17 protein-coding genes and 1 pseudogene are annotated in these 17,817 nt (G+C 66.6%); 14 read left to right on the top strand and 4 right to left on the bottom strand.

Annotation, left to right across the window (positions count from 1 at the left end):
- The first annotated feature begins 2 nt into the window (after positions 1–2).
- The 5 genes from J7346_RS08125 (at position 3) to J7346_RS08105 (ending at position 5,468) form a co-directional block, all read left to right on the top strand.
- Complete coding sequence (locus J7346_RS08125) at positions 3–401, top strand: MAPEG family protein (protein ID WP_245157727.1); 399 nt, start codon at positions 3–5, stop codon at positions 399–401.
- A 9-nt stretch (positions 402–410) separates the two neighbouring features.
- On the top strand, positions 411–1,670 hold the full coding sequence (locus J7346_RS08120) for an RsmB/NOP family class I SAM-dependent RNA methyltransferase (RefSeq protein ID WP_209119408.1): 1,260 nt from the start codon (positions 411–413) through the stop codon (positions 1,668–1,670).
- Positions 1,667–2,368 carry a 5'-methylthioadenosine/S-adenosylhomocysteine nucleosidase gene (locus tag J7346_RS08115; protein ID WP_209119407.1) on the top strand — a complete coding sequence of 234 codons (702 nt, stop codon included), beginning with the start codon at positions 1,667–1,669 and terminating at the stop codon, positions 2,366–2,368. Before J7346_RS08120 ends, J7346_RS08115 begins: the two co-directional genes overlap by 4 nt.
- Complete coding sequence (gene guaA, locus J7346_RS08110) at positions 2,365–3,924, top strand: glutamine-hydrolyzing GMP synthase (RefSeq protein ID WP_209119406.1); 1,560 nt, start codon at positions 2,365–2,367, stop codon at positions 3,922–3,924. Before J7346_RS08115 ends, guaA begins: the two co-directional genes overlap by 4 nt.
- 290 nt (positions 3,925–4,214) lie before the next feature.
- Positions 4,215–5,468 (top strand): integrase arm-type DNA-binding domain-containing protein, encoded by a 1,254-nt coding sequence (locus J7346_RS08105; protein WP_209119405.1) that lies wholly within the window; start codon positions 4,215–4,217, stop codon positions 5,466–5,468.
- Here J7346_RS08105 and J7346_RS08100 read toward each other — a convergent pair.
- The 3 genes and pseudogenes from J7346_RS08100 to J7346_RS08090 all read right to left on the bottom strand — a co-directional run bounded on the left by J7346_RS08100 (position 5,425) and on the right by J7346_RS08090 (position 6,685).
- A pseudogene (locus J7346_RS08100) lies at positions 5,425–5,714 on the bottom strand (AlpA family phage regulatory protein). The gene J7346_RS08105 and the pseudogene J7346_RS08100 overlap by 44 nt on opposite strands.
- Positions 5,715–5,825: 111 nt before the next feature.
- Positions 5,826–6,380, bottom strand: a complete 555-nt coding sequence (locus tag J7346_RS08095; protein WP_209119404.1) for a GNAT family N-acetyltransferase — start codon at positions 6,378–6,380, stop codon at positions 5,826–5,828.
- On the bottom strand, positions 6,377–6,685 hold the full coding sequence (locus J7346_RS08090; RefSeq protein ID WP_209119403.1) for a DUF1778 domain-containing protein: 309 nt from the start codon (positions 6,683–6,685) through the stop codon (positions 6,377–6,379). Before J7346_RS08090 ends, J7346_RS08095 begins: the two co-directional genes overlap by 4 nt.
- Positions 6,686–7,099: 414 nt before the next feature.
- Here J7346_RS08090 and J7346_RS08085 point away from each other — a divergent pair, with 414 nt between their 5' ends.
- The 7 genes from J7346_RS08085 (at position 7,100) to J7346_RS08055 (ending at position 14,855) form a co-directional block, all read left to right on the top strand.
- On the top strand, positions 7,100–7,840 hold the full coding sequence (locus tag J7346_RS08085) for a hypothetical protein (RefSeq protein ID WP_209119402.1): 741 nt from the start codon (positions 7,100–7,102) through the stop codon (positions 7,838–7,840).
- Complete coding sequence (locus J7346_RS08080) at positions 7,837–8,499, top strand: hypothetical protein (protein WP_209119401.1); 663 nt, start codon at positions 7,837–7,839, stop codon at positions 8,497–8,499. Before J7346_RS08085 ends, J7346_RS08080 begins: the two co-directional genes overlap by 4 nt.
- Before the next feature lie 4 nt (positions 8,500–8,503).
- A complete protein-coding gene (locus tag J7346_RS08075; RefSeq protein WP_209119400.1) occupies positions 8,504–11,932 on the top strand; it encodes an ATP-dependent helicase in 3,429 nt (1,142 codons plus the stop codon).
- Positions 11,933–12,038: 106 nt separating this feature from the next.
- Positions 12,039–12,548, top strand: coding sequence for a hypothetical protein (locus tag J7346_RS08070; protein ID WP_209119399.1), 510 nt, complete (start codon positions 12,039–12,041; stop codon positions 12,546–12,548).
- A 32-nt stretch (positions 12,549–12,580) separates the two neighbouring features.
- Complete coding sequence (locus tag J7346_RS08065) at positions 12,581–13,018, top strand: hypothetical protein (protein ID WP_209119398.1); 438 nt, start codon at positions 12,581–12,583, stop codon at positions 13,016–13,018.
- Positions 12,966–13,484 carry a hypothetical protein gene (locus J7346_RS08060; RefSeq protein ID WP_209119397.1) on the top strand — a complete coding sequence of 173 codons (519 nt, stop codon included), beginning with the start codon at positions 12,966–12,968 and terminating at the stop codon, positions 13,482–13,484. Before J7346_RS08065 ends, J7346_RS08060 begins: the two co-directional genes overlap by 53 nt.
- Before the next feature lie 9 nt (positions 13,485–13,493).
- The gene (locus tag J7346_RS08055; RefSeq protein WP_209119396.1) at positions 13,494–14,855 is read left to right on the top strand and encodes a hypothetical protein; all 1,362 of its coding nucleotides are present in this window, start codon (positions 13,494–13,496) and stop codon (positions 14,853–14,855) included.
- A gap of 56 nt (positions 14,856–14,911) precedes the next feature.
- Here J7346_RS08055 and J7346_RS08050 read toward each other — a convergent pair whose 3' ends face one another.
- The gene (locus J7346_RS08050; protein WP_209119395.1) at positions 14,912–15,295 is read right to left on the bottom strand and encodes a hypothetical protein; all 384 of its coding nucleotides are present in this window, start codon (positions 15,293–15,295) and stop codon (positions 14,912–14,914) included.
- Positions 15,296–15,372: 77 nt separating this feature from the next.
- On the opposite strand from J7346_RS08050, the gene J7346_RS08045 reads away from it, so the two are divergent.
- The gene (locus J7346_RS08045) at positions 15,373–16,938 is read left to right on the top strand and encodes a recombinase family protein (RefSeq protein ID WP_209119394.1); all 1,566 of its coding nucleotides are present in this window, start codon (positions 15,373–15,375) and stop codon (positions 16,936–16,938) included.
- Complete coding sequence (locus J7346_RS08040; RefSeq protein WP_209119393.1) at positions 16,935–17,816, top strand: plasmid partitioning protein RepB C-terminal domain-containing protein; 882 nt, start codon at positions 16,935–16,937, stop codon at positions 17,814–17,816. Before J7346_RS08045 ends, J7346_RS08040 begins: the two co-directional genes overlap by 4 nt.
- Position 17,817 lies beyond the last annotated feature (1 nt).

The following is a 17,817-nucleotide window of genomic DNA, read 5'->3' as shown; positions in this document are numbered from 1 at the left end:
CCATGGACATGACACCGGAATTCATCGCCCTGGCCGGAACGCTCGTGCTGGCGCTGGTCCAGATCCTGGCGGCGGGTGCGGCACGCACGGCCGAGCTGGGCGCCAAATGGAATGCCGGTCCGCGGGACGGCAATCCGCCCCCGCCCGGACCGCTGGCCGGACGCCTCAGGCGGGCGCAGGACAATCTGTTCGAGACCCTGCCGCTGTTCATCGCCGCTGTGCTGATGGCCGTGGTTGCGGACAAGTCCGGCGCGCTGACGCAGTGGGGCGCCTGGCTGTACCTGCTGGGTCGCATCGTCTACGTGCCGCTCTACGCCTTGGGTGTGCCCTATGTCCGCAGCCTTGTGTGGATGGCCGCCCTGGCCGGCCTGATCATGGTGATCGTGGCCCTGTTTGTCTGAAAGCCCTGAATGACCCCTGCTGCCCGACTGGCTGCCGCCGCTTCCATCCTCGACTCCATCGCGCAGGGTCGCCACCCGGCCGAGGTCGTCATCAAGGCTTGGGGGCAGCAGAACCGCTACGCGGGCTCCAAGGACCGGCGCGCGATCGCCGACCGGGTCTACAAGGTGCTGCGGGCCCGGGGCCGGCTGTCTTGGATCATGGGCGGGCGCGAGGACGGCCGGGCGCTGGTGATCGGGTCGCTGGGCGTGCTGGACGGCCTGTCCCTCGAGGAGATCGAGGCCCTTCACACGGGCGAGGGCTATGGCCCCGGCCCTCTGTCGAAGCATGAGCGCGGGCGACTGGCGGTCAAGGACAGCGAACTGCCCGGCTGGGTCGAGGCGGGGCTGCCGGAGTTCGTGGTCGAGGACCTGAAGGAGACCTTTGGCGATCAGTGGGCCGCCGAAGCCCGGGCCCTGATGGCGCCGCGCGCGCCGATCGACCTGCGGGTCAATACCGGACGGGCCAGCCTCGAGGCGGTCGAGGGTGAGCTGCGCGCCGCCGGACTGTCGCCCGAGCGCACGCCTTGGTCGCCGGTCGGCCTGAGACTGACGGCCGAGCCGCCGCCGAACATCCAGACGCTGGATGCCTTCCGCGAGGGGCGCATCGAGATTCAGGACGAGGGCAGTCAGGTCGTCTGTGCCCTTGCCGGGGCCCGGCCCGGCATGACCGTTGTCGACTATTGCGCCGGGGGCGGGGGCAAGACTCTCGGGCTGGCAGCCGCGCTTCAGGGCGAGGGGCGACTGATCGCCTCGGATGTGGTGCAGAAGCGGCTGGGCAACATCCAGCCCCGACTGGAACGCGCGGGCGTCGAAGCTGACCTGCGCCTCATCGGTCAGAACGGCGGGGGGCTGGAGGATCTGAACGGTCAGGCCGACCTGGTGTTCGTCGATGCGCCCTGTTCGGGGTCGGGGACCTTGCGGCGTCACCCCGAGGCGGCGTGGCGCCTCAAGCCCGACGAGGTTGAGCGCCTTCATGCCCTGCAGGTCCGCATTCTGGATCAGGCCGCAAAGCTGGTGAAACCCGGCGGCCGGCTGGCCTATGTGACCTGTTCGGTGCTGACGCGCGAGAACGAGGCCAGCGCCGATGCCTTTGAGGCGGCGCACCCGGATATGCGCCCGGTCGCCGTGACGCCGCCGTGGGCCGACGGGCCGATGACGCGGGTCCGCCTGTCGCCCGGCGCGACCGACACCGACGGCTTCTTCCTTGCCCTCTATGAGCGGGCGGCATGACAGGACGACTGGAGCGCCGGGGCGGAGTGACGGTGTTGCCGGTCATGGCTGCACCGGCCGAATACGGCGCGCATCTGAAGGCTCGCATCGACCCGCTGATCACCGGCGTGGGCCCGGTCGAGGCGGCGGTTTCGCTGGCTGCCGCCCTGGCCCGCCTGCAGGGGAGGGACGGACGGCCCGACCTGATCGTCTCGCTGGGATCCTGTGGCTCGCGCACGCTGGATCATGCTGCGGTCTATCAGGTGGCCTCGGTCGGCTATCGCGACATGGATGCCAGTGCGCTGGGATTCCCGAAGGGCGTGACGCCGCTGTCGGACCTGCCGGCCGTGCTGCCGCTGCCGTGTCCCATCCCGGGCCTGCCGTGCGCCAGCCTGTCGACCGGAGCCAATGTCGTTTCCGGGGCGGCCTATGACGCGATCGACGCCGACATGGTGGACATGGAAACCTGGGCGCTGGTGCGGGCCGCGCAGACGTTTGACGTGCCGCTGGTCGCCCTGCGCGGCGTGTCCGACGGTCGGACGGAGCTGACGGCGCTGGAGGACTGGACCGGCACCCTGCATCGGATTGACGAACACCTCGCCACGGCGTGGGATCGGCTGATGGACGTGCTGGAGGCCGAGGGCCTCGCCGCCCTCGACCGCGCCCCCTCCGCCCGCCCGGATATGTCCCAGCCCGCCTCCCCGGAACCGATCGCATGAGCCAGCCCGAACACCAGAAAGTCCTGATCGTCGATTTCGGCAGCCAGGTGACCCAGCTGATCGCGCGGCGCCTGCGCGAGGCGAAGGTCTATTGCGAGATACATCCCTTCCAGAAGGCCGAGGCCGCCATGGCGGCGATGAACCCGGCGGCGATCATCCTGTCGGGTGGGCCCGAGAGCGTGCACGAGGAAGGCAGCCCCCGCGCACCGCAGGCCGTGTTCGAGGCGGGCGTGCCGGTGCTGGGCATCTGCTACGGCGAGATGACCATGTGCGAGCAGCTGGGCGGCAAGGTCGAGGGGGGGCACCATCGCGAGTTCGGCCGGGCCGAGATCACGGTGCAGAAGGCCTCGCCCCTGCTGGAGGGCCTGGCCGGCGTCGGCGAGGACGAGCCGGTGTGGATGAGCCACGGTGACAAGATCGTTGCCATCCCCGAGGGCTTTGACGTCATCGCCACCTCGCCCGGGTCGCCCTATGCGGTGATCGGGGACGAGACACGGCGCTTCTACGGCATCCAGTTCCACCCCGAGGTCATGCACACGCCGCGCGGCGACCGGATGCTGAAGAACTTCACCCACGGCATCGCCGGGCTGAAGGGCGACTGGACCATGGCCGCCTATCGCGAGGAGAAGATCGCCCAGATCCGCGAACAGGTGGGCGACGCGAAAGTGATCTGCGGCCTGTCGGGCGGGGTCGACAGCTCGGTCGCCGCGGTGCTGATCCACGAAGCCATCGGCGACCAGCTGACCTGTGTGTTCGTCGACACCGGCCTGTTGCGCAAGGATGAGGCGAAACAGGTCACGACCCTGTTCCGGGATCACTATAACATCCCGCTGATCCACGTTGATGCATCGAAGGAATTCCTCGGCGAACTTGCCGGCCAGTCGGACCCCGAGACCAAGCGCAAGACTATCGGCCGGGTCTTCATCGAGGTGTTCGACCGCGAGGCCGGCAAGATCGACGGCGCCGAATTCCTGGCCCAGGGGACGCTGTACCCCGATGTGATCGAGAGCGTCTCGTCGTCCAGCGGCAAGGCCCATGTGATCAAGAGCCACCACAATGTCGGGGGCCTGCCCGACTATATGAAGCTGAAGCTGGTCGAGCCGCTGCGCGAACTGTTCAAGGACGAGGTGCGCGCGCTGGGCCGCGAGCTGGGCCTGACCGACGCCTTTGTCGGACGCCATCCCTTCCCGGGGCCGGGCCTGGCCATCCGCATCCCCGGCGAGATCACGCCGGATGCTGTGGCGACCCTGCAGGAGGCGGATGCCATCTACCTTGAGGAAATCCGCAAGGCCGGCCTGTACGACGACATCTGGCAGGCGTTTGCCGTGCTGCTGCCGGTCAAGACCGTCGGCGTGATGGGTGATGCCCGGACCTATGAAAAGGTGCTGGCCCTGCGCGCCGTGACCTCGACCGACGGCATGACGGCGGACTTTTATCAGTTCCCTTGGGAAGTGCTTGGCCGGACCGCCACCCGCATCATCAACGAGGTGCGCGGCGTGAACCGCGTGGTCTACGACGTGACGTCCAAGCCGCCGGGCACCATCGAGTGGGAATAGTCCGGGCCTTTCGGGGCCTTTCGAGATCGCTTCCGAATAACCCACTAAGCCACTGACAAAAAAGTGAATTCTCTCGATACCCTTCGGAGCCTTTCGGAGGGTCTCGAAACCGTGATGCCGTCAATTCTGACGGTATGGCTCCCCGTTGTCCGTACGGCCTCGCGCTCATACCGTCACCCCGATGAACCGGGCCTGACGGTATTTTTTCGGACCAAGTTCCTGATTTCAAAAGGAAAATTGAGTCCAAGAACCCCCGAAACGGCCTGACGGTATTTTGGTGGGAGTTTGCCATGCTTACGGACGCTGCGTTGCGGAATATCCGCGGGAAATCAAAGCCTTACAAAATGACCGACAGGGACGGTTTGTACGTGCTGGTTTCGCCCGCCGGCGGGATCGCATTTCGCTACGACTACCGCTTCAATGGCCGGCGGGAGACCGTGACCTTCGGCTCCTATGGGCCTGCCGGTTTGTCGCTCGCAAAGGCGCGGGAAAAGGTGATCGAAGCGAAGCGACTGATCGCCGACGGGGTGTCTCCGGCCCTGGAGAAGCAGCGCGCCAAACGCCGCCTGAAGGAGGCGCGGAGCTTCGGCATCGTGGCGCAGAAGTGGATGGATCATGCGCCTATGGCGGACAGCACCCGCAACATGCGGCGCGCCATTTTCAATCGCGAGGTGCTGCCGACCTGGCGGAGCCGGCTGCTGAGCGAGATCACGCCCGACGACCTGCGGGCGCACTGCAAGACCATCGTCGACCGCGGGGCGCCGGCGACCGCCATCCACGTCCGCGACATCGTCAAGCAGATCTACGCCTGGGCCATCCTGCATGGCGAGAAGATCGACAATCCGGCCGATGGGGTCGGCCCGGCGTCGATCGCGACCTTCCGTCCGCGGGACCGGTCGCTGTCGCCGGCCGAGATCCGCATCATGCTGGGCCTGCTCGGTGACGTCGCCACACTGCCGACCATCCGGTTGGGGCTGAAGTTCATCCTGCTCAGCATGGTGCGCAAGAGCGAGCTTCAGGACGGAACCTGGGACGAGGTCGACTTCGAGAACGCCGTCTGGTCGATCCCGAAGGCGCGGATGAAGCGCTCCCGGCCGCACAACGTCTATCTGTCGACCCAGATGCTGGACATCCTGATCGCGCTGAAGACCTGCGCCGGCAACTCCCGCTACATCCTGCCTTCGCGCTACGACGCCGACGCGCCGATGTCGCGGGCGACCTTCAACCGGGTGACCACCGCCATCGCCGAGCGGGCGCGGGAGAAGAGTCTGCCGCTGGAGCCCTTCACGGTGCACGACCTTCGCCGGACGGCCTCGACCCTGCTTCACGAGATGAGCTTCAACTCGGACTGGATCGAGAAGTGCCTGGCCCACGAGGAGCGCTCCTCGCGCGGCGTCTACAACAAGGCTGAGTTCGAAGCGCAGCGTCGGCACATGGCCCAGGAGTGGTCGAACGCCGTCGAGGCCTGGGAAGAGGGTAGGGCTTACACGCCCGTCCTGGTCATCCCGGAAGCGGCGGGCCCTCGCTTCGATCCGCGCCTCTGACGGGCCGCGCCAGCCGCTTGTGGACGTCGGGGGGCGCGGCGCGGGGGATGGGCTGCGCCCGGCGCAAGGCCAGCCAGGTCTCGACCTCGGCGAGATCCCAGACCACGCAGCGCGGCGTTAGGAGGAAGCGCTTGGGAACTGGCCGCGCCGCTCCATTTCCCAGATGGTGCTGTCAGCCAGCGGCACCATCTGGCGGAGCTGGGTCTTCTTGATCGTCCGGCGAAGGGGCGGGTCGGCTTGAACCATCGGTTCTCTCCACGCTCGTGTCGAGGGAATCGAACGCGAAAGCCTCCGACAGGACCAGCCGTCAGCCTTTCGTCCGTAAGGTCGCGGGGTTCCGTCCGGCGTCGGCGATTCCTACGTCTCTTCAGCGATCAGCGTCTTCACTGTCGCCATGGGCAGGAACAGGCGCAGCGGGTTGGTGGGAAGGGGTTCGAACCCGTATCCCTTATAGAGCGCCAACCGCCGCTCGACCTGTTTGGGGTCGCCGCAGTCCAGCACGTCCAGCATCACCACGGCGACGCCGAGCGCCTCGCTGGCCTGGGCGAGGCGGCGCAGGCAATCGATCAGCAGGTCGCCGCCATAGCCTTGGCCTTGAAAGCGCTGATCCACCCCGATCATCGAAATATAGGCGGCGGGAATTTGGCCGTGGCCCGGGCGGGTCCGCGCGTATTTGGGCGGGAGGTCCTGGTAATCGACGCTGTGGGCGTTGGTGGCGTAGAAGCCGATCAGAGCGCCCTTGGGGTCGGTCATTACCCAGACGCGCAGATTGTCGGCCTTGGACAGCTTGTTCGCCGTCTTCTTGAAGAAGTTGTCGACCTGTTCGATGCCGCAGGAAAAAGCCGTCCGATCATGGGTCTCAGGATCGAACGGCTCAACGATGTTCAGGGCGTCAGCTTCGCCAGCGCTCACCGACTGGCGACCGTCTCACGGTGACGGGCGAAGGCCGCACGGAGTTTGTCCGTGGGAGCCGGGGGCGCGTCCATGGCGGCGAAGAACGCCGCATGGTCCAGCGGAGCCAGGATCGTGCGCTCATGCGCTTCGATGGTCTCGCGGGCCGACTGGTAGGCCGCGTTCATCGTGAACACGGAGTCGTCCACGCCGGCCAAGGCCGCGGCGCGCTGAATGGTTTGCTTGATGTGCGGCTTGGTCCGGAAGTTCATCCGTTCCGTGCTGCGCTCATCGAGCGGGCTGATCTGGTCATTGAAAGCGAGCATGGCTGCCTCCGGTACTCCTCAAACGTGAAGCGTATGTACGCCGCAGTGGCGTACAAGTCAAGGATCGGTTGACTCCGGGCGGCCCTTCGAGACGCGCGCGCTCCCCGGCCATCCCCCTTTCTACAGGTCGAAGCATTAGCCGCGCGCCCTTTTGGGGGCGCGCGGTTTCTTGTCGCCGGTCCTGCAATCTATCCGAGCGCTCTTGGCATGAGTATGATCGGTGAACGACTCTCGCCGAGGGCGGAATCGGCGTTAGCGTAGAAAAACAAGAAAAGCAAAAATCGACTTTCCGGATTTTCTGCCCCGACGCGATCAGCGACGACGAGCGGGCTTCACGGACGCTCATAACCGGCGCTGCATGAGGCAAGGGGCAGGATGGCTCGACCGCTAACGAAATCGGGTGACAAGGGCCCCTTGATCCGACCGAAGGCCATCGAGGCGCAGATTGATGAAGCCATCGCTCTCGATCTGTCGGCCCTTCGGGTCCGGTTGGTTATCACTGACCGTCAGCATCCCCAGCATCTGCGCTCCGAAACCCTGGTCCATCTCGTTCGACACGCCCGGCGGGTCGGCGATCAGGTTCTGATCGGGGCGGCATTGCCCGTTTTGCTCGGGCGCTGTGAAGCCAATCTGCTCGTGAAGGTTCCAGACGGCCAACTCCCTGAAGCGGCCAGCGTTCGTGAAGAGATTCTAGGGCAGTTCAGCGAACTCTTCGCCAGCGACGATCACGGCGCCGCGCCCGACGAACTCGACTTCTACGAATGCAAGTTCAACCGAGCTTTCCGATTTTTCCGGATTGATATCGTTCGCCAGGAGATCGCTCGCCTGAAGCCAGCGGTCGATCTGCCCCAACCGACTGACGAAGAGGACGCTGACCCGCGGGAAGATGTGTTCGCACGCGTTTCCGAAGCGTTCCAGTCGCCGGCGACACAGGAGAGCATCGCTTTCCGGTCTGAACTGGAAGATGCGATCCTAGCCTTGCCCACGGACGAGCGCGACGCAGTCATTCTGGTCCACGCCCTCGGCTACCAGGAGGAGTCGGATGATCCGGATGAAGAGACCGCTGCAACGCGCTGCAACTGCACGGGACGAACGATCCGCAACCGACTGAAACGGGCGGCGGCGAAGCTCTCCCGATTTAAGGAGGACCTATGACCCCCACACTTACCGCCAACCCACCACCTGGCTTGCGCGATGCGCTCTATGCGCTGTCGACCGCGGAGACCGTGCCGAACGCCAATCTTCTCGACGATCTTGTGCGCCGTTTTCCGCAGTTCGGCGACGAACTTACGGACTATGCGATCGCGATCGCGATTGATGCATTGCGCGGTGAATGCGTACTCGAGGCGGCAGAGGCCGCGCTAGACCCCACGACCGTAAGCCCAGCGGTCGCCCGCGCTATGAGCCGCTACCAGAACCGACTACACGCCGAGACGATGGGACGTGCCTCCGCGGTAGCGACTGACCGTCCGTCCACCGCCGCAGTCAATCCTTTCTCGGCGCTCAGCCGCGAGGAGTTTCGTGGATTTGCGAGACGGCTCGACGTTAACAGCGTGTTCGTCGCCAAATTGCGCGATCGGCAGATTGACCCCGACACGCTCACATCCGGATTTCGGCAACGCGTCGCCAATGATCTACATGCGCCGCTGGAGGTTGTGGTCGCACATTTCGCGGCCGCTCAGGGCGTTGGCGCGCGTTCGCAGTTCTTCAAGGCCGACGGGAAGCCTACCGATGGTGGGCGACAGACGTTCAAAGACGCAGTGCGAAGCTCGGGACTGACCGAGGACCAGCAACGCGCCCTTTTGGCGCTATAGGTCGATGGACCCGTTCGATCCAATTCGGTCCGATGCCGCAGCGCTTCACGATGTGCTGGTGGAGACGGGCGCCGATCCGCTCGACCCGTTCGCCTTCGTGCAAGCCGGGGCTAAGGCTCTCGACTTGGAACTGGTGTGGCTCGCTGCCGGCGACCCCGCGCTGAAGGGGGCCCGTGCGCTGTATGACGACCAGAGCGGCACGATCTGTTGCGAGACGGCCGGCGACGAGGTCGCACGCGCCCTACTGGTGGCTCATGAGATCGGCCACGCCCGTCTGCATGCAGGGTCCGCGACGTGCGCCTCGTCCGACATCGATGCGACCCGGTCCACAGAGGCCGCGCCGGTCGGCCTTCAGCGTGTCGAAGACTATGGAGCGCGAGAACGGCGTGAGCTCCAGGCAAACGTCTTTGCGCGCGAATTCGTCCTGTCGCGCCCCCTCGCCAGACGCCTGCATGTCATCGATGGTCTCGGCGCGACGGACATCGCGACCCGCACGGGCCTTCCGCTTGCTCTGGTTCGCCAGCAGCTCTTTGACGCACTTCTGCTTCCCCCATTCGAGTCGGCGGACGCGGCGCCGGCATCGACCCACGTTCCGCGCCCTGACCCCTCCCAGGACCGGGCCGCGGCTCACCGAGGCTCGCCCTTCCAACTTCAGGCCGGGCCAGGCACGGGCAAGACGAGAACACTGGTTAAACGCGTGACGTCGCTCCTGGCCGATGGCATCGATCCCGCAGCCACGCTCATATTGACGTTTTCGAACCGTGCGGCGGGCGAACTCTCCGAACGCCTGACGATGGCTATGCCGGACGCTGCACCGCGTCTGTGGATCGGCACCTTTCACGCCTTCGGGCTCGACCTGTTGCGGCGGCATCACGATCGCCTAGGCTTGTCTCCTGATCCGGCCCTGTTTGATCGAAGCGATGCAATCGCGTTGCTCGAAGAGATCCTCCCGACCCTGCCGTTGGTTCACTATCGGAACTTGTGGGACCCGGCGATGGTGCTGCGCGATGTGGTCGCGGCCATCTCGCGCGCCAAGGACGAGATGGCGGACCCGACACGCTATCGCGCCTTGGCGACCGCGATGCGGGAGGCGGCCGGCGACGACGAGGCCGCCCAGACGGCTGCTTCCAAATGTCTGGAGATCGCCGACATCTACGATCTCTATGAGGCGGCCAAAACCCAGCATGGAGGCGTGGATTTCGGCGATCTGATCATGCGCCCAGCCCGTTTGCTGGAGGAAGACACGGCGCTGCGGATGGCGGTTCAACTGCGCCATCGTCATGTGCTCGTAGATGAATACCAGGACGTCAACCGGGCCAGCGCGCGTCTTCTGAAAGCCGTGGCGGGTGACGGCGAGCGTCTCTGGGTGGTGGGCGACTCCCGGCAATCGATCTACAGATTTCGAGGGGCCTCCTCGGCCAACATGGCGCGTTTCGGGGAAGACTATCCAAAGGCTGTCGTCGATCAGCTCGGCGTCAATTACCGCTCCACCGAGCAGATCGTACAGACGTTCGTCGCGACTGCGCCGCGCATGGGCGCCTCGGCAGGCATGTTGCCTTTGGCGCTGGAGGCGGACCGGGGTGAGGGGACAAGCCATCCCGAAGTGAGGCGGTTCGAGACGCTCGACGACGAGGCTGCGGGCGTCGCCGCCGGCATTCGAGAACTCGAGGCTGCGGGCGTGCCGCTGCGCGATCAAGCGGTGCTTTGCCGCTCCAACAATCGGCTCAATGACATCGCCGCCGCGCTCGAAGCCCGCGATATCCCCGTCCTTCACCTTGGAAGCCTTTTCGAACGTGAAGATGTGCGCGATCTGTTGGCGCTGCTCAGCCTGGCGATCGATCCCTTCGGCGACGCCTTGGTGCGCGTCGGCGCCATGCCGCGGTATGACCTCAGCCTTCAGGACGTATCCGTGGTCTCACGTCATCTTCGGGCGGCCGGCCGGCCGGCGCTGACGGGCCTTGGCGACGCGGCCGGCGCGACCGGCCTTTCGCCGGCTGGCCGTGAGGCGATCACCCGGCTGGCGGCCGATTTGGCAGGTTTGACGACCAACACGTCTGCGTGGGCGTTTCTCTCCACCTATATTCTCGACCGAACGGACTTGGGCCGTCGCCTGGGCGCCGCGATGAGCGTCACCCAACGGATGCGTGCGGTCGCGATATGGCAGTTCCTCAACTTCGTGCGCGAGCAGAGCCCGGTCGGCGGCGGACTGCCGATTCAGCGGACGCTCGACCGTGTGCGCCAGTTGGTGCTCTTGGCTGAGGAGCGGGATCTTCGGCAGGTGCCGGCGGCTGCGCTGCACTTGAATGCGGTCCGGCTTATGACCGTCCATGGCAGCAAGGGTCTGGAGTTCGAGGCCGTCCATCTGCCAGGTCTTACAGTCTCCAGCTTTCCGGCCTCCAACCGCGGCCAACGCTGTCCGGCGCCGATCGGGATGATCGAGGGGACGGAGGCCTTGTCACCCGCAGACGAGGCGAAACGGGCCCATGAGCACGAGGAGCAGTGCCTGTTCTTCGTCGGCCTCTCCAGAGCGCGGACACATCTGCGGCTCTATCTCGCCCGCAGGCAGCCGAACGGCAACAACCGGTCGGCGTCGCCTTACCTGGACTGGCTGCCCAAGGGCTTGGTGCAAGAGGTCGCCCGGCCCGCGGTGTCGCCCCCGCCGGGCGGGGCGCTAGGCCCGTCGTCGATCCGCGTCACCTGGCCCGAGGACTGGACGCTGACCGACAGTCGGCTTGGAGCCTATGAGAAGTGTCCTCGACGGTTCTTCTATACGCATGTCCTCGGTCTGGGCGGGGCGCGCAAACCCACCGCCTTCTCGCGCACCCACGATTGTCTGTACGAACTCCTTCGCTGGTTGGCTGACGCGCGGCGGACCTCGAGCCCGACGCTCGCTGAAGCGGAAGCGGCTTTTGCGGCCATATGGACGGTGCGCGGGCCCGTCGATCACGCCTTCGCCGCTGATTATCGACGGCTGGCGACCCGCTTGATCGCGGCCCTGGTCAATGCCGGCGCGGGGCGCCGATTCCGCGAATCCGAACCGCTGGCGATCGATTTCGCGAACGGTCGGGTTCTGGTCGAGCCGAACGAGTTGGCGGAACTGTCGGACGGTACGGTCGTTGTTCGCCGGGTCCGCACCGGCCACAAACGAAGCGATGAATACGATCGCCTCGAATACACGCTCTATCAGTTGGCGGCCGAGGCTCAGTTCGGCGCCGGCGTTGTCGTCCAGGCGCTGCACCTGACCGACGAGGCGGCTGAGCCGGTCGCGATCTCGCCCACCAAGCTCAGCAACCGCAAGACAAAGAGCGAAACCATGCTGGCGGGGATCGCCGCCGGGGACTTTCCGATCGAGACCGACGTGGTCACTTGTCCGCGCTGTCCCCATTTCTTCATCTGCGCCGCCACGCCGCGAGGGAAGCTCGATCTGAGCTAGATCGCCGCCTCGGCTTTCCGGATTCGCGCCCGGCCTCCGATCAGGGAGGTAAGGGACGAAAGCGGGGCAATAGGGCCTCACACCTCGATCCCCGGAGTGTGAACCCATGAAGACCATCGATCTGTTCTACCAGGGCGAAGGGGTCGGCGAGATCGAGCACCTCGAGATCGACGCCGAGGCCACCTTCGCCACCCTCAAGGCCCTGCTCGCCGAGAAGCACGGGATCGGACCGGACGCCCTGCTGTTCGTCGAAGACGAGGACGACCCGCTCGACGACGAGGCAAAGATCAAGGAGCGCGCCAGCGACAAGGGGCTCAAGGTCCACCTGAACCGCTGCCGCCACGTCGAGGTCAGCGTGACCTTCAACGGCGAAACCGCCGATCGGAAGTTCGCCCCCGGCGCGACGGTGGCGCGCGTCAAGCGGTGGGCGGCGGAACGCAAGTTCGGCATGACCGCCGAGGAGGCGGGTGAACACGTGCTCCAGATCTCGGGCACGCACGAGCGGCCGGCGCCGGGAACCCACATCGGCTCGCTGACGAACCGCAAGACCTGCGCGCTCGCCTTCGACCTCGTCGCCGACGAGCGGGTCAACGGCGCGCCCGGATGGGAGCGGTGATCGGGCCGGACCAACGGGCGTTCGAGGCGGACGTGGCGCGAGCCACGTTCCGCCTCGGCCAGGCCGAGGGGCGGTGGCGGTTGATCGAGGTCCGCTGGCCGCACGCCTTCATCGGCGTGACGGCCATGGACGGACGCGAGTACGTGCTCCGGCTGAACTGCTCAGGCTACCCGCAGACAGCGCCGACGGGGGGGCCTTGGGACATCGAACGCGACCAGATCCTTGCGTTCGATCTTTGGCCCCGCGGGCAGGGAGGGCGCGTCTCGGCTGTGTTCCGGACGGACTGGAAGAACGGCACCGCCCTGTACCTGCCCTGTGACCGCGAAAGCTTCGCCGGCCACGACAACTGGCGTCATGAGATGCCCTCGAAAATCTGGCGCCCGGCCACCGGCGTCGTTCAGTATCTGGAGCTCGTCCATGAACTTCTCCATTGCCGAGACTATGCGCCGCCTCTTCGCGCCGCGGCATGAACTGTCCTGTTCCTGGTTCCTGTGGGGACGCCTGCGCCGGGCGTTGCGGCAGCGTGGCCGGAACAGCAGCCGCGAAAGCGGCGCCTTCCTGCTCGGTCGTCAGGTGGACGGGCGGCGGCGCGTCGTCGACTTCGTCCTCTACGACGACCTGGATCCCCACTGTCTCGACAGCGGCATCGTCCGATTTGACGGCCGGTATTTCGGTGAACTCTGGCGGCTGTGCAAAGCCCGCGGTCTGTCGGTGGTCGCTGACGTTCATGTTCATCCGGGCGGTTCGGGGCAAAGCACCTCCGATCGCGACCATCCGATGATCTCGCGGGCCGGACATATCGCACTGATCCTGCCGCGTTTCGCCTCATCGCCCCAGCCCCGACGCGACATCGGCATCTACCGGTATCTGGGGGCGAAGCGGTGGGCGACGGTCGCCCCCGAAGCCCGTTCCACCTTCTTCCACATCGGCCTCTAGGAGCGCGTGATGACCCAGTACGTCCCCGCCGAGTCTTTGCACCGTCTGGTGAAACAGGCGATCGACAGCGGTGCGGCCGAAAGCATCGCCGAAGCCGAGGCCCTCTTTCAGGGCTTTCGCCTCACCGTCGAATTCCGTCCCGACGAGCCCAGCGATCCGATCAGCCAAGCGACTCTGCTGACGCTCGTCGCACTGGGTCGTCGCGTCTTCCTCGGCGGCGTTTCGGTCAGCGGCGCGCTGGAGACGTCCCTGACCGCGCCCCTGCCGCTCGGCTGCACCTTGGCCGAAGCGGTCCGGTCTCTCGGCGGTCGCGTCGAAGATGGCGCTCCGGGCGCGCCGGTCGTCGTGGTCGGGCCGCGCGGAGTGCGTCGTGAGGGGTTTTGCATTCGCACGGCGGCGGCCGGCTGGCGCGGCGGGATCGCGCCCCTGCATGCCTCCCAGACGCCGGAGGCGGGACCGGCGAACCCGCTGGCCGGCATGCTGGCGGCGGCGCTCGCCGTCAACGAAGCCTTTCTGCATGTCAGCGCCGTGGAGGCGGCAGGACGCCGGATCGTCGGTCTCTCCCTGTGGCGGCCGGGCGCTGATGTGGATTGGCTGCCCACCGACTCCCAAGAACCGCCCCTGACCTATCTGCCGTCGCAGCTCTGGCTGATCGGCCTGGGACACTTGGGGCAGGCTTATCTGTGGGGCCTCGGTCTGTTGCCCTACCGGTCCCCTGCCGAAGTCTCGCTGGTCCTCCAGGACATCGATACGATCACGCCGTCGACCGAAAGCACCTCGATCCTGACGGACGCGGCCATGGTGGGGCAGAAGAAGACGCGGGCCATGGCGGCCTGGGCTGAACGGCGGGGGTTCCAGACCTCCATCCAGGAGCGGTTCTTCGACGCCGGCTTCAGCCGTCAACCCGGAGAGCCGGCGATCGCGCTCTGCGGGCTGGACAACGCGGCGGGCCGGCGGGCCCTCGATCAGGTCGGCTTCGACATGATCGTGGAGGCGGGACTGGGACGGGGCCACCGGGACTACCGCACTATGCGGCTGCATACCCTGCCGGGGGCGCGGCCCACTGCCGAGATGTGGAAAGCGGCGGGCGCGGTTGAATCGCTCGAGGACCGCCCGGCCTATACGAAGCTCCTGACCGATGGGGATCTCGATCGGTGCGGCATGACGCTCCTGGCCGGCAAGGCGGTTGGCGCGCCGTTCGTCGGAGCGGTGGCCGCCACTCTCGCCCTGTCCGAGGTGCTGCGGCTCCTGCACGGGGGGCCTGTGCATCGATTGATCGATCTGGACCTGCTCGGTGTGGATCACCGACTCGCCTCGCCCCACGGCGACGCTTTCCGCCGCCTGAACCCCGGTTTCACTGCGGCGGCGTGAACGCGTCTACCGACTGCCAGTTCGGGCGGGCATCCCTTCAGGATCGAGCGGGCGCCTCATCCGGTCTCGATGTCGTCGATCATCGCCAGCATCTCCTGAAGCTTCTCACGGGCCGCTGACAGCTTTCGCGCGGCGACCAGGTCCTGGCGGTCGGCGAGCCGCAGGACGGCCTCAAGGACTTCGTCGGAGTGGCGCATCAGGATCACCAGGTTCTCGCCGCTCGGCGCGTTCTTGGCTTCGAACCAGTTGCGGACGGCGCGCTCGTTGGCGCGGGTCAGCCGAACGACCTTCTTCACAGCGCCCGGCGTGCCGCCGAACTCGCGCCGAAGCGCGTCGGCGATGGCCTCGGCGAAGCTCGGCTCCGGCTCCGGAACTGGCCGCTGAAGAAGACTTCTTCCGGATTCCGACCGAACTTTTCGGTCCTTCTGCGTAGGCGACATTCAGCGCCTCTCCCCCCTATTGGTCGCGACGTCGCCGCTTGGTGGAGGTGAGACGTTTGGAGGGAGAAGAACCCCTAATGAGCCGTTGGGAGTCCGATCCGAACGTCGCCGACCGCGCCCCTGTACGCGCGGCGCAATACGTCCGTATGTCGACCGAGCATCAGAAATACTCGACCGAGAACCAGGCCGACATCATCCAGGCCTACGCCGAGCGGCGCGGCTTCGAGATCGTCCGGACCTACGCCGACCAAGGCAAGAGCGGCCTCCGGATCGACGGCCGCGAGGCGCTCAAGCAACTGCTCGCCGACGTCCAGGCGGGGCGCGCCGACTACAAGGTCATCCTGGTCTACGACGTGAGCCGCTGGGGCCGCTTCCAGGACGCCGACGAGAGCGCCTACTACGAGTACCTGTGCCGCGAGGCCGGGATCAGCATCCACTATTGCGCCGAGCAGTTCGAGAACGACGGCAGCCTGACGGCCACCATCATCAAGGGCATGAAGCGGGCCATGGCCGGCGAATACAGCCGCGAGCTGTCGGCCAAGGTGTTCACGGGCCAGTGTCGTCTGATCAGCCTCGGCTACCGCCAGGGCGGGCCGGCCGGATTCGGACTGCGCCGTCAGCTCGTCGACGAGCAGCGCCGGCCCAAGGCCCTGCTCGATCGCGGCGAACACAAGAGCCTGCAGACCGATCGCGTCATCCTCACCGCCGGCCCGCAGGAGGAGATCGACGTCGTCCAGCGAATCTACCGGATGTTCGTGCTGCAGCGGCGCTCCGAGCGCGAGATCGCCGTCCTGCTCAACGGTGAGGGCGTCCTGACCGACCTGGGCCGGCCGTGGACGCGCGGGACCGTGCACCAGGTCCTGACCAACGAGAAATACATCGGCAACAACGTCTACAACCGCGTCTCCTTCAAGCTGAAGAAGAAGCGGGTGCTCAACGCGCCCGACATGTGGGTGCGGGCGGACGGCGTCTTCGACGGCATCGTAGATCCCGAGTTCTTCGCCGCCGCCCAGCGGATCATCGCCGACCGCACGCGCCGGTTCACCGACGAGCAGCTGCTGGACCGGCTGACGGTGCTCCTCGGCGAGAAGGGCTGCCTGTCCGGGCTGCTGATCGACGAGGTCGAGGACATGCCGTCGAGCTCGACCTACCGCCAGCGCTTCGGGACGCTGCTGCGGGCTTATGCGCTGGTCGGCTATTCGCCGGACCGCGACTACCGGTTCCTCGAAACCAACCGCGTCCTACGGGCGCTGCACCCCGAGGTGGTCGCCGGCGCCATCGCCCAGATCGAGCGCCTGGGCGGCTCGGTGGTGGTCGATCCCGCCACCGACCTGCTCACCGTGAACCAGGAGTTCAGCGTCTCCATCACCGTCATCCGCTGTTCGCGGACCTCCGCCGGCGGACTGCGCTGGAAAGTCCGGCTGGACTCCAGCCTCAAGCCGGATATCACCATCGCCGTGCGCATGGACGCGGCCAACGCCGACGTGCGGGATTACTACCTGCTGCCCTGGCTCGACGTCGGGCCGATGGGCAAGGTGCGCATGGGCGAGGCGAACGGCGTCTTCCTCGACGCCTTCCGCTTCGACGGCCTCGAGCCCTTCTTCGATCTCACCCGGCGGGCCGCGATCCGCGTGGCGGCATGACCGACGCCGCGCCTGAGATCCGCAGCATCCCGGTGGCGGCGATCACCGTGTTGAACCCGCGCTCGCGCAACAAGCGGGTATTCCAGGAACTGGTCACCAGCATCGCCAACCTCGGCCTGAAGAAACCGATCACCGTCAGCGCCCGTCCCGACGGCGGCTACGACCTGATCTGCGGGCAGGGCCGGCTGGAGGCCTTCGTGGCCCTGGGGCAGGCGGAGATCCCCGCCGTGGTCACGCTGGCCTCCGCGGAGGACTGCTTCGTGATGAGTCTGGTCGAGAACCTCGCCCGGCGGCAGCATCGGCCGCTGGAGCTGGTCCGGGAGATCGGGGCCCTTAAGGACCGGGGCTACTCGACCCAGGAGATCGCGACCAAGACCGACTTCAGCGCCGAATACATCTGGGCGATCTGCTTCCTGCTCGACAATGGCGAGGATCGGTTGATCGCGGCCGTCGAGCGCGGCGTCATCCCCCATACCGTCGCCATGGAGATCGCCAGGGCCGGCGACCGCGAGGTCCAGGAGGCCCTGGCGGAGGCCTATGAGCGCAAGGCCTTGCCCGGCAACCAGGTGCTGGCCATCCGCAAGATCATCGAACAGCGCAAGACCAGCGGCAAGGCGGGACGCTCCGGGGCCCGGGAAGGCGGCGGGCCGCGGGTCCGCGTGACCGCCGACGCCCTGGTGCGGGCCTACCGCAAGGAGGCGGACCGGCAGAAACTGCTCGTCAAGAAGGCCGCCCTGACCCAGAGCCGCCTGGTCTTCGTCGTCAACGCCCTGCGCCGACTGCTCGACGACGACCATTTCGTCACCCTGCTGCGCGCCGAGTCCATGCACACCCTGCCGCGGCCGCTCGCCGAGCGCCTCGGCGCCGCGGGCCGCTGAC

Source organism: Brevundimonas sp. A19_0, assembly GCF_017744255.1.
Lineage (GTDB): Bacteria > Pseudomonadota > Alphaproteobacteria > Caulobacterales > Caulobacteraceae > Brevundimonas.
Note: the sequence above shows the minus strand (reverse complement) of the source record. Positions and strands in the feature narration are given on the sequence as shown.

Excerpts from the sequence above, each read along its gene's own strand:
- J7346_RS08105 (WP_209119405.1), top strand. The coding sequence starts at position 4,215 with ATGCTTACGGACGCTGCGTTGCGGAATATCCGCGGGAAATCAAAGCCT.
- J7346_RS08055 (WP_209119396.1), top strand. The coding sequence starts at position 13,494 with ATGACCCAGTACGTCCCCGCCGAGTCTTTGCACCGTCTGGTGAAACAG.
- J7346_RS08070 (WP_209119399.1), top strand. The coding sequence starts at position 12,039 with ATGAAGACCATCGATCTGTTCTACCAGGGCGAAGGGGTCGGCGAGATC.
- J7346_RS08050 (WP_209119395.1), bottom strand. The coding sequence starts at position 15,295 with ATGTCGCCTACGCAGAAGGACCGAAAAGTTCGGTCGGAATCCGGAAGA.
- J7346_RS08115 (WP_209119407.1), top strand. The coding sequence starts at position 1,667 with ATGACAGGACGACTGGAGCGCCGGGGCGGAGTGACGGTGTTGCCGGTC.
- J7346_RS08090 (WP_209119403.1), bottom strand. The coding sequence starts at position 6,685 with ATGCTCGCTTTCAATGACCAGATCAGCCCGCTCGATGAGCGCAGCACG.
- J7346_RS08120 (WP_209119408.1), top strand. The coding sequence starts at position 411 with ATGACCCCTGCTGCCCGACTGGCTGCCGCCGCTTCCATCCTCGACTCC.
- J7346_RS08040 (WP_209119393.1), top strand. The coding sequence starts at position 16,935 with ATGACCGACGCCGCGCCTGAGATCCGCAGCATCCCGGTGGCGGCGATC.
- J7346_RS08080 (WP_209119401.1), top strand. The coding sequence starts at position 7,837 with ATGACCCCCACACTTACCGCCAACCCACCACCTGGCTTGCGCGATGCG.
- J7346_RS08075 (WP_209119400.1), top strand. The coding sequence starts at position 8,504 with ATGGACCCGTTCGATCCAATTCGGTCCGATGCCGCAGCGCTTCACGAT.
- J7346_RS08060 (WP_209119397.1), top strand. The coding sequence starts at position 12,966 with ATGAACTTCTCCATTGCCGAGACTATGCGCCGCCTCTTCGCGCCGCGG.
- J7346_RS08045 (WP_209119394.1), top strand. The coding sequence starts at position 15,373 with ATGAGCCGTTGGGAGTCCGATCCGAACGTCGCCGACCGCGCCCCTGTA.
- J7346_RS08125 (WP_245157727.1), top strand. The coding sequence starts at position 3 with ATGGACATGACACCGGAATTCATCGCCCTGGCCGGAACGCTCGTGCTG.
- guaA (WP_209119406.1), top strand. The coding sequence starts at position 2,365 with ATGAGCCAGCCCGAACACCAGAAAGTCCTGATCGTCGATTTCGGCAGC.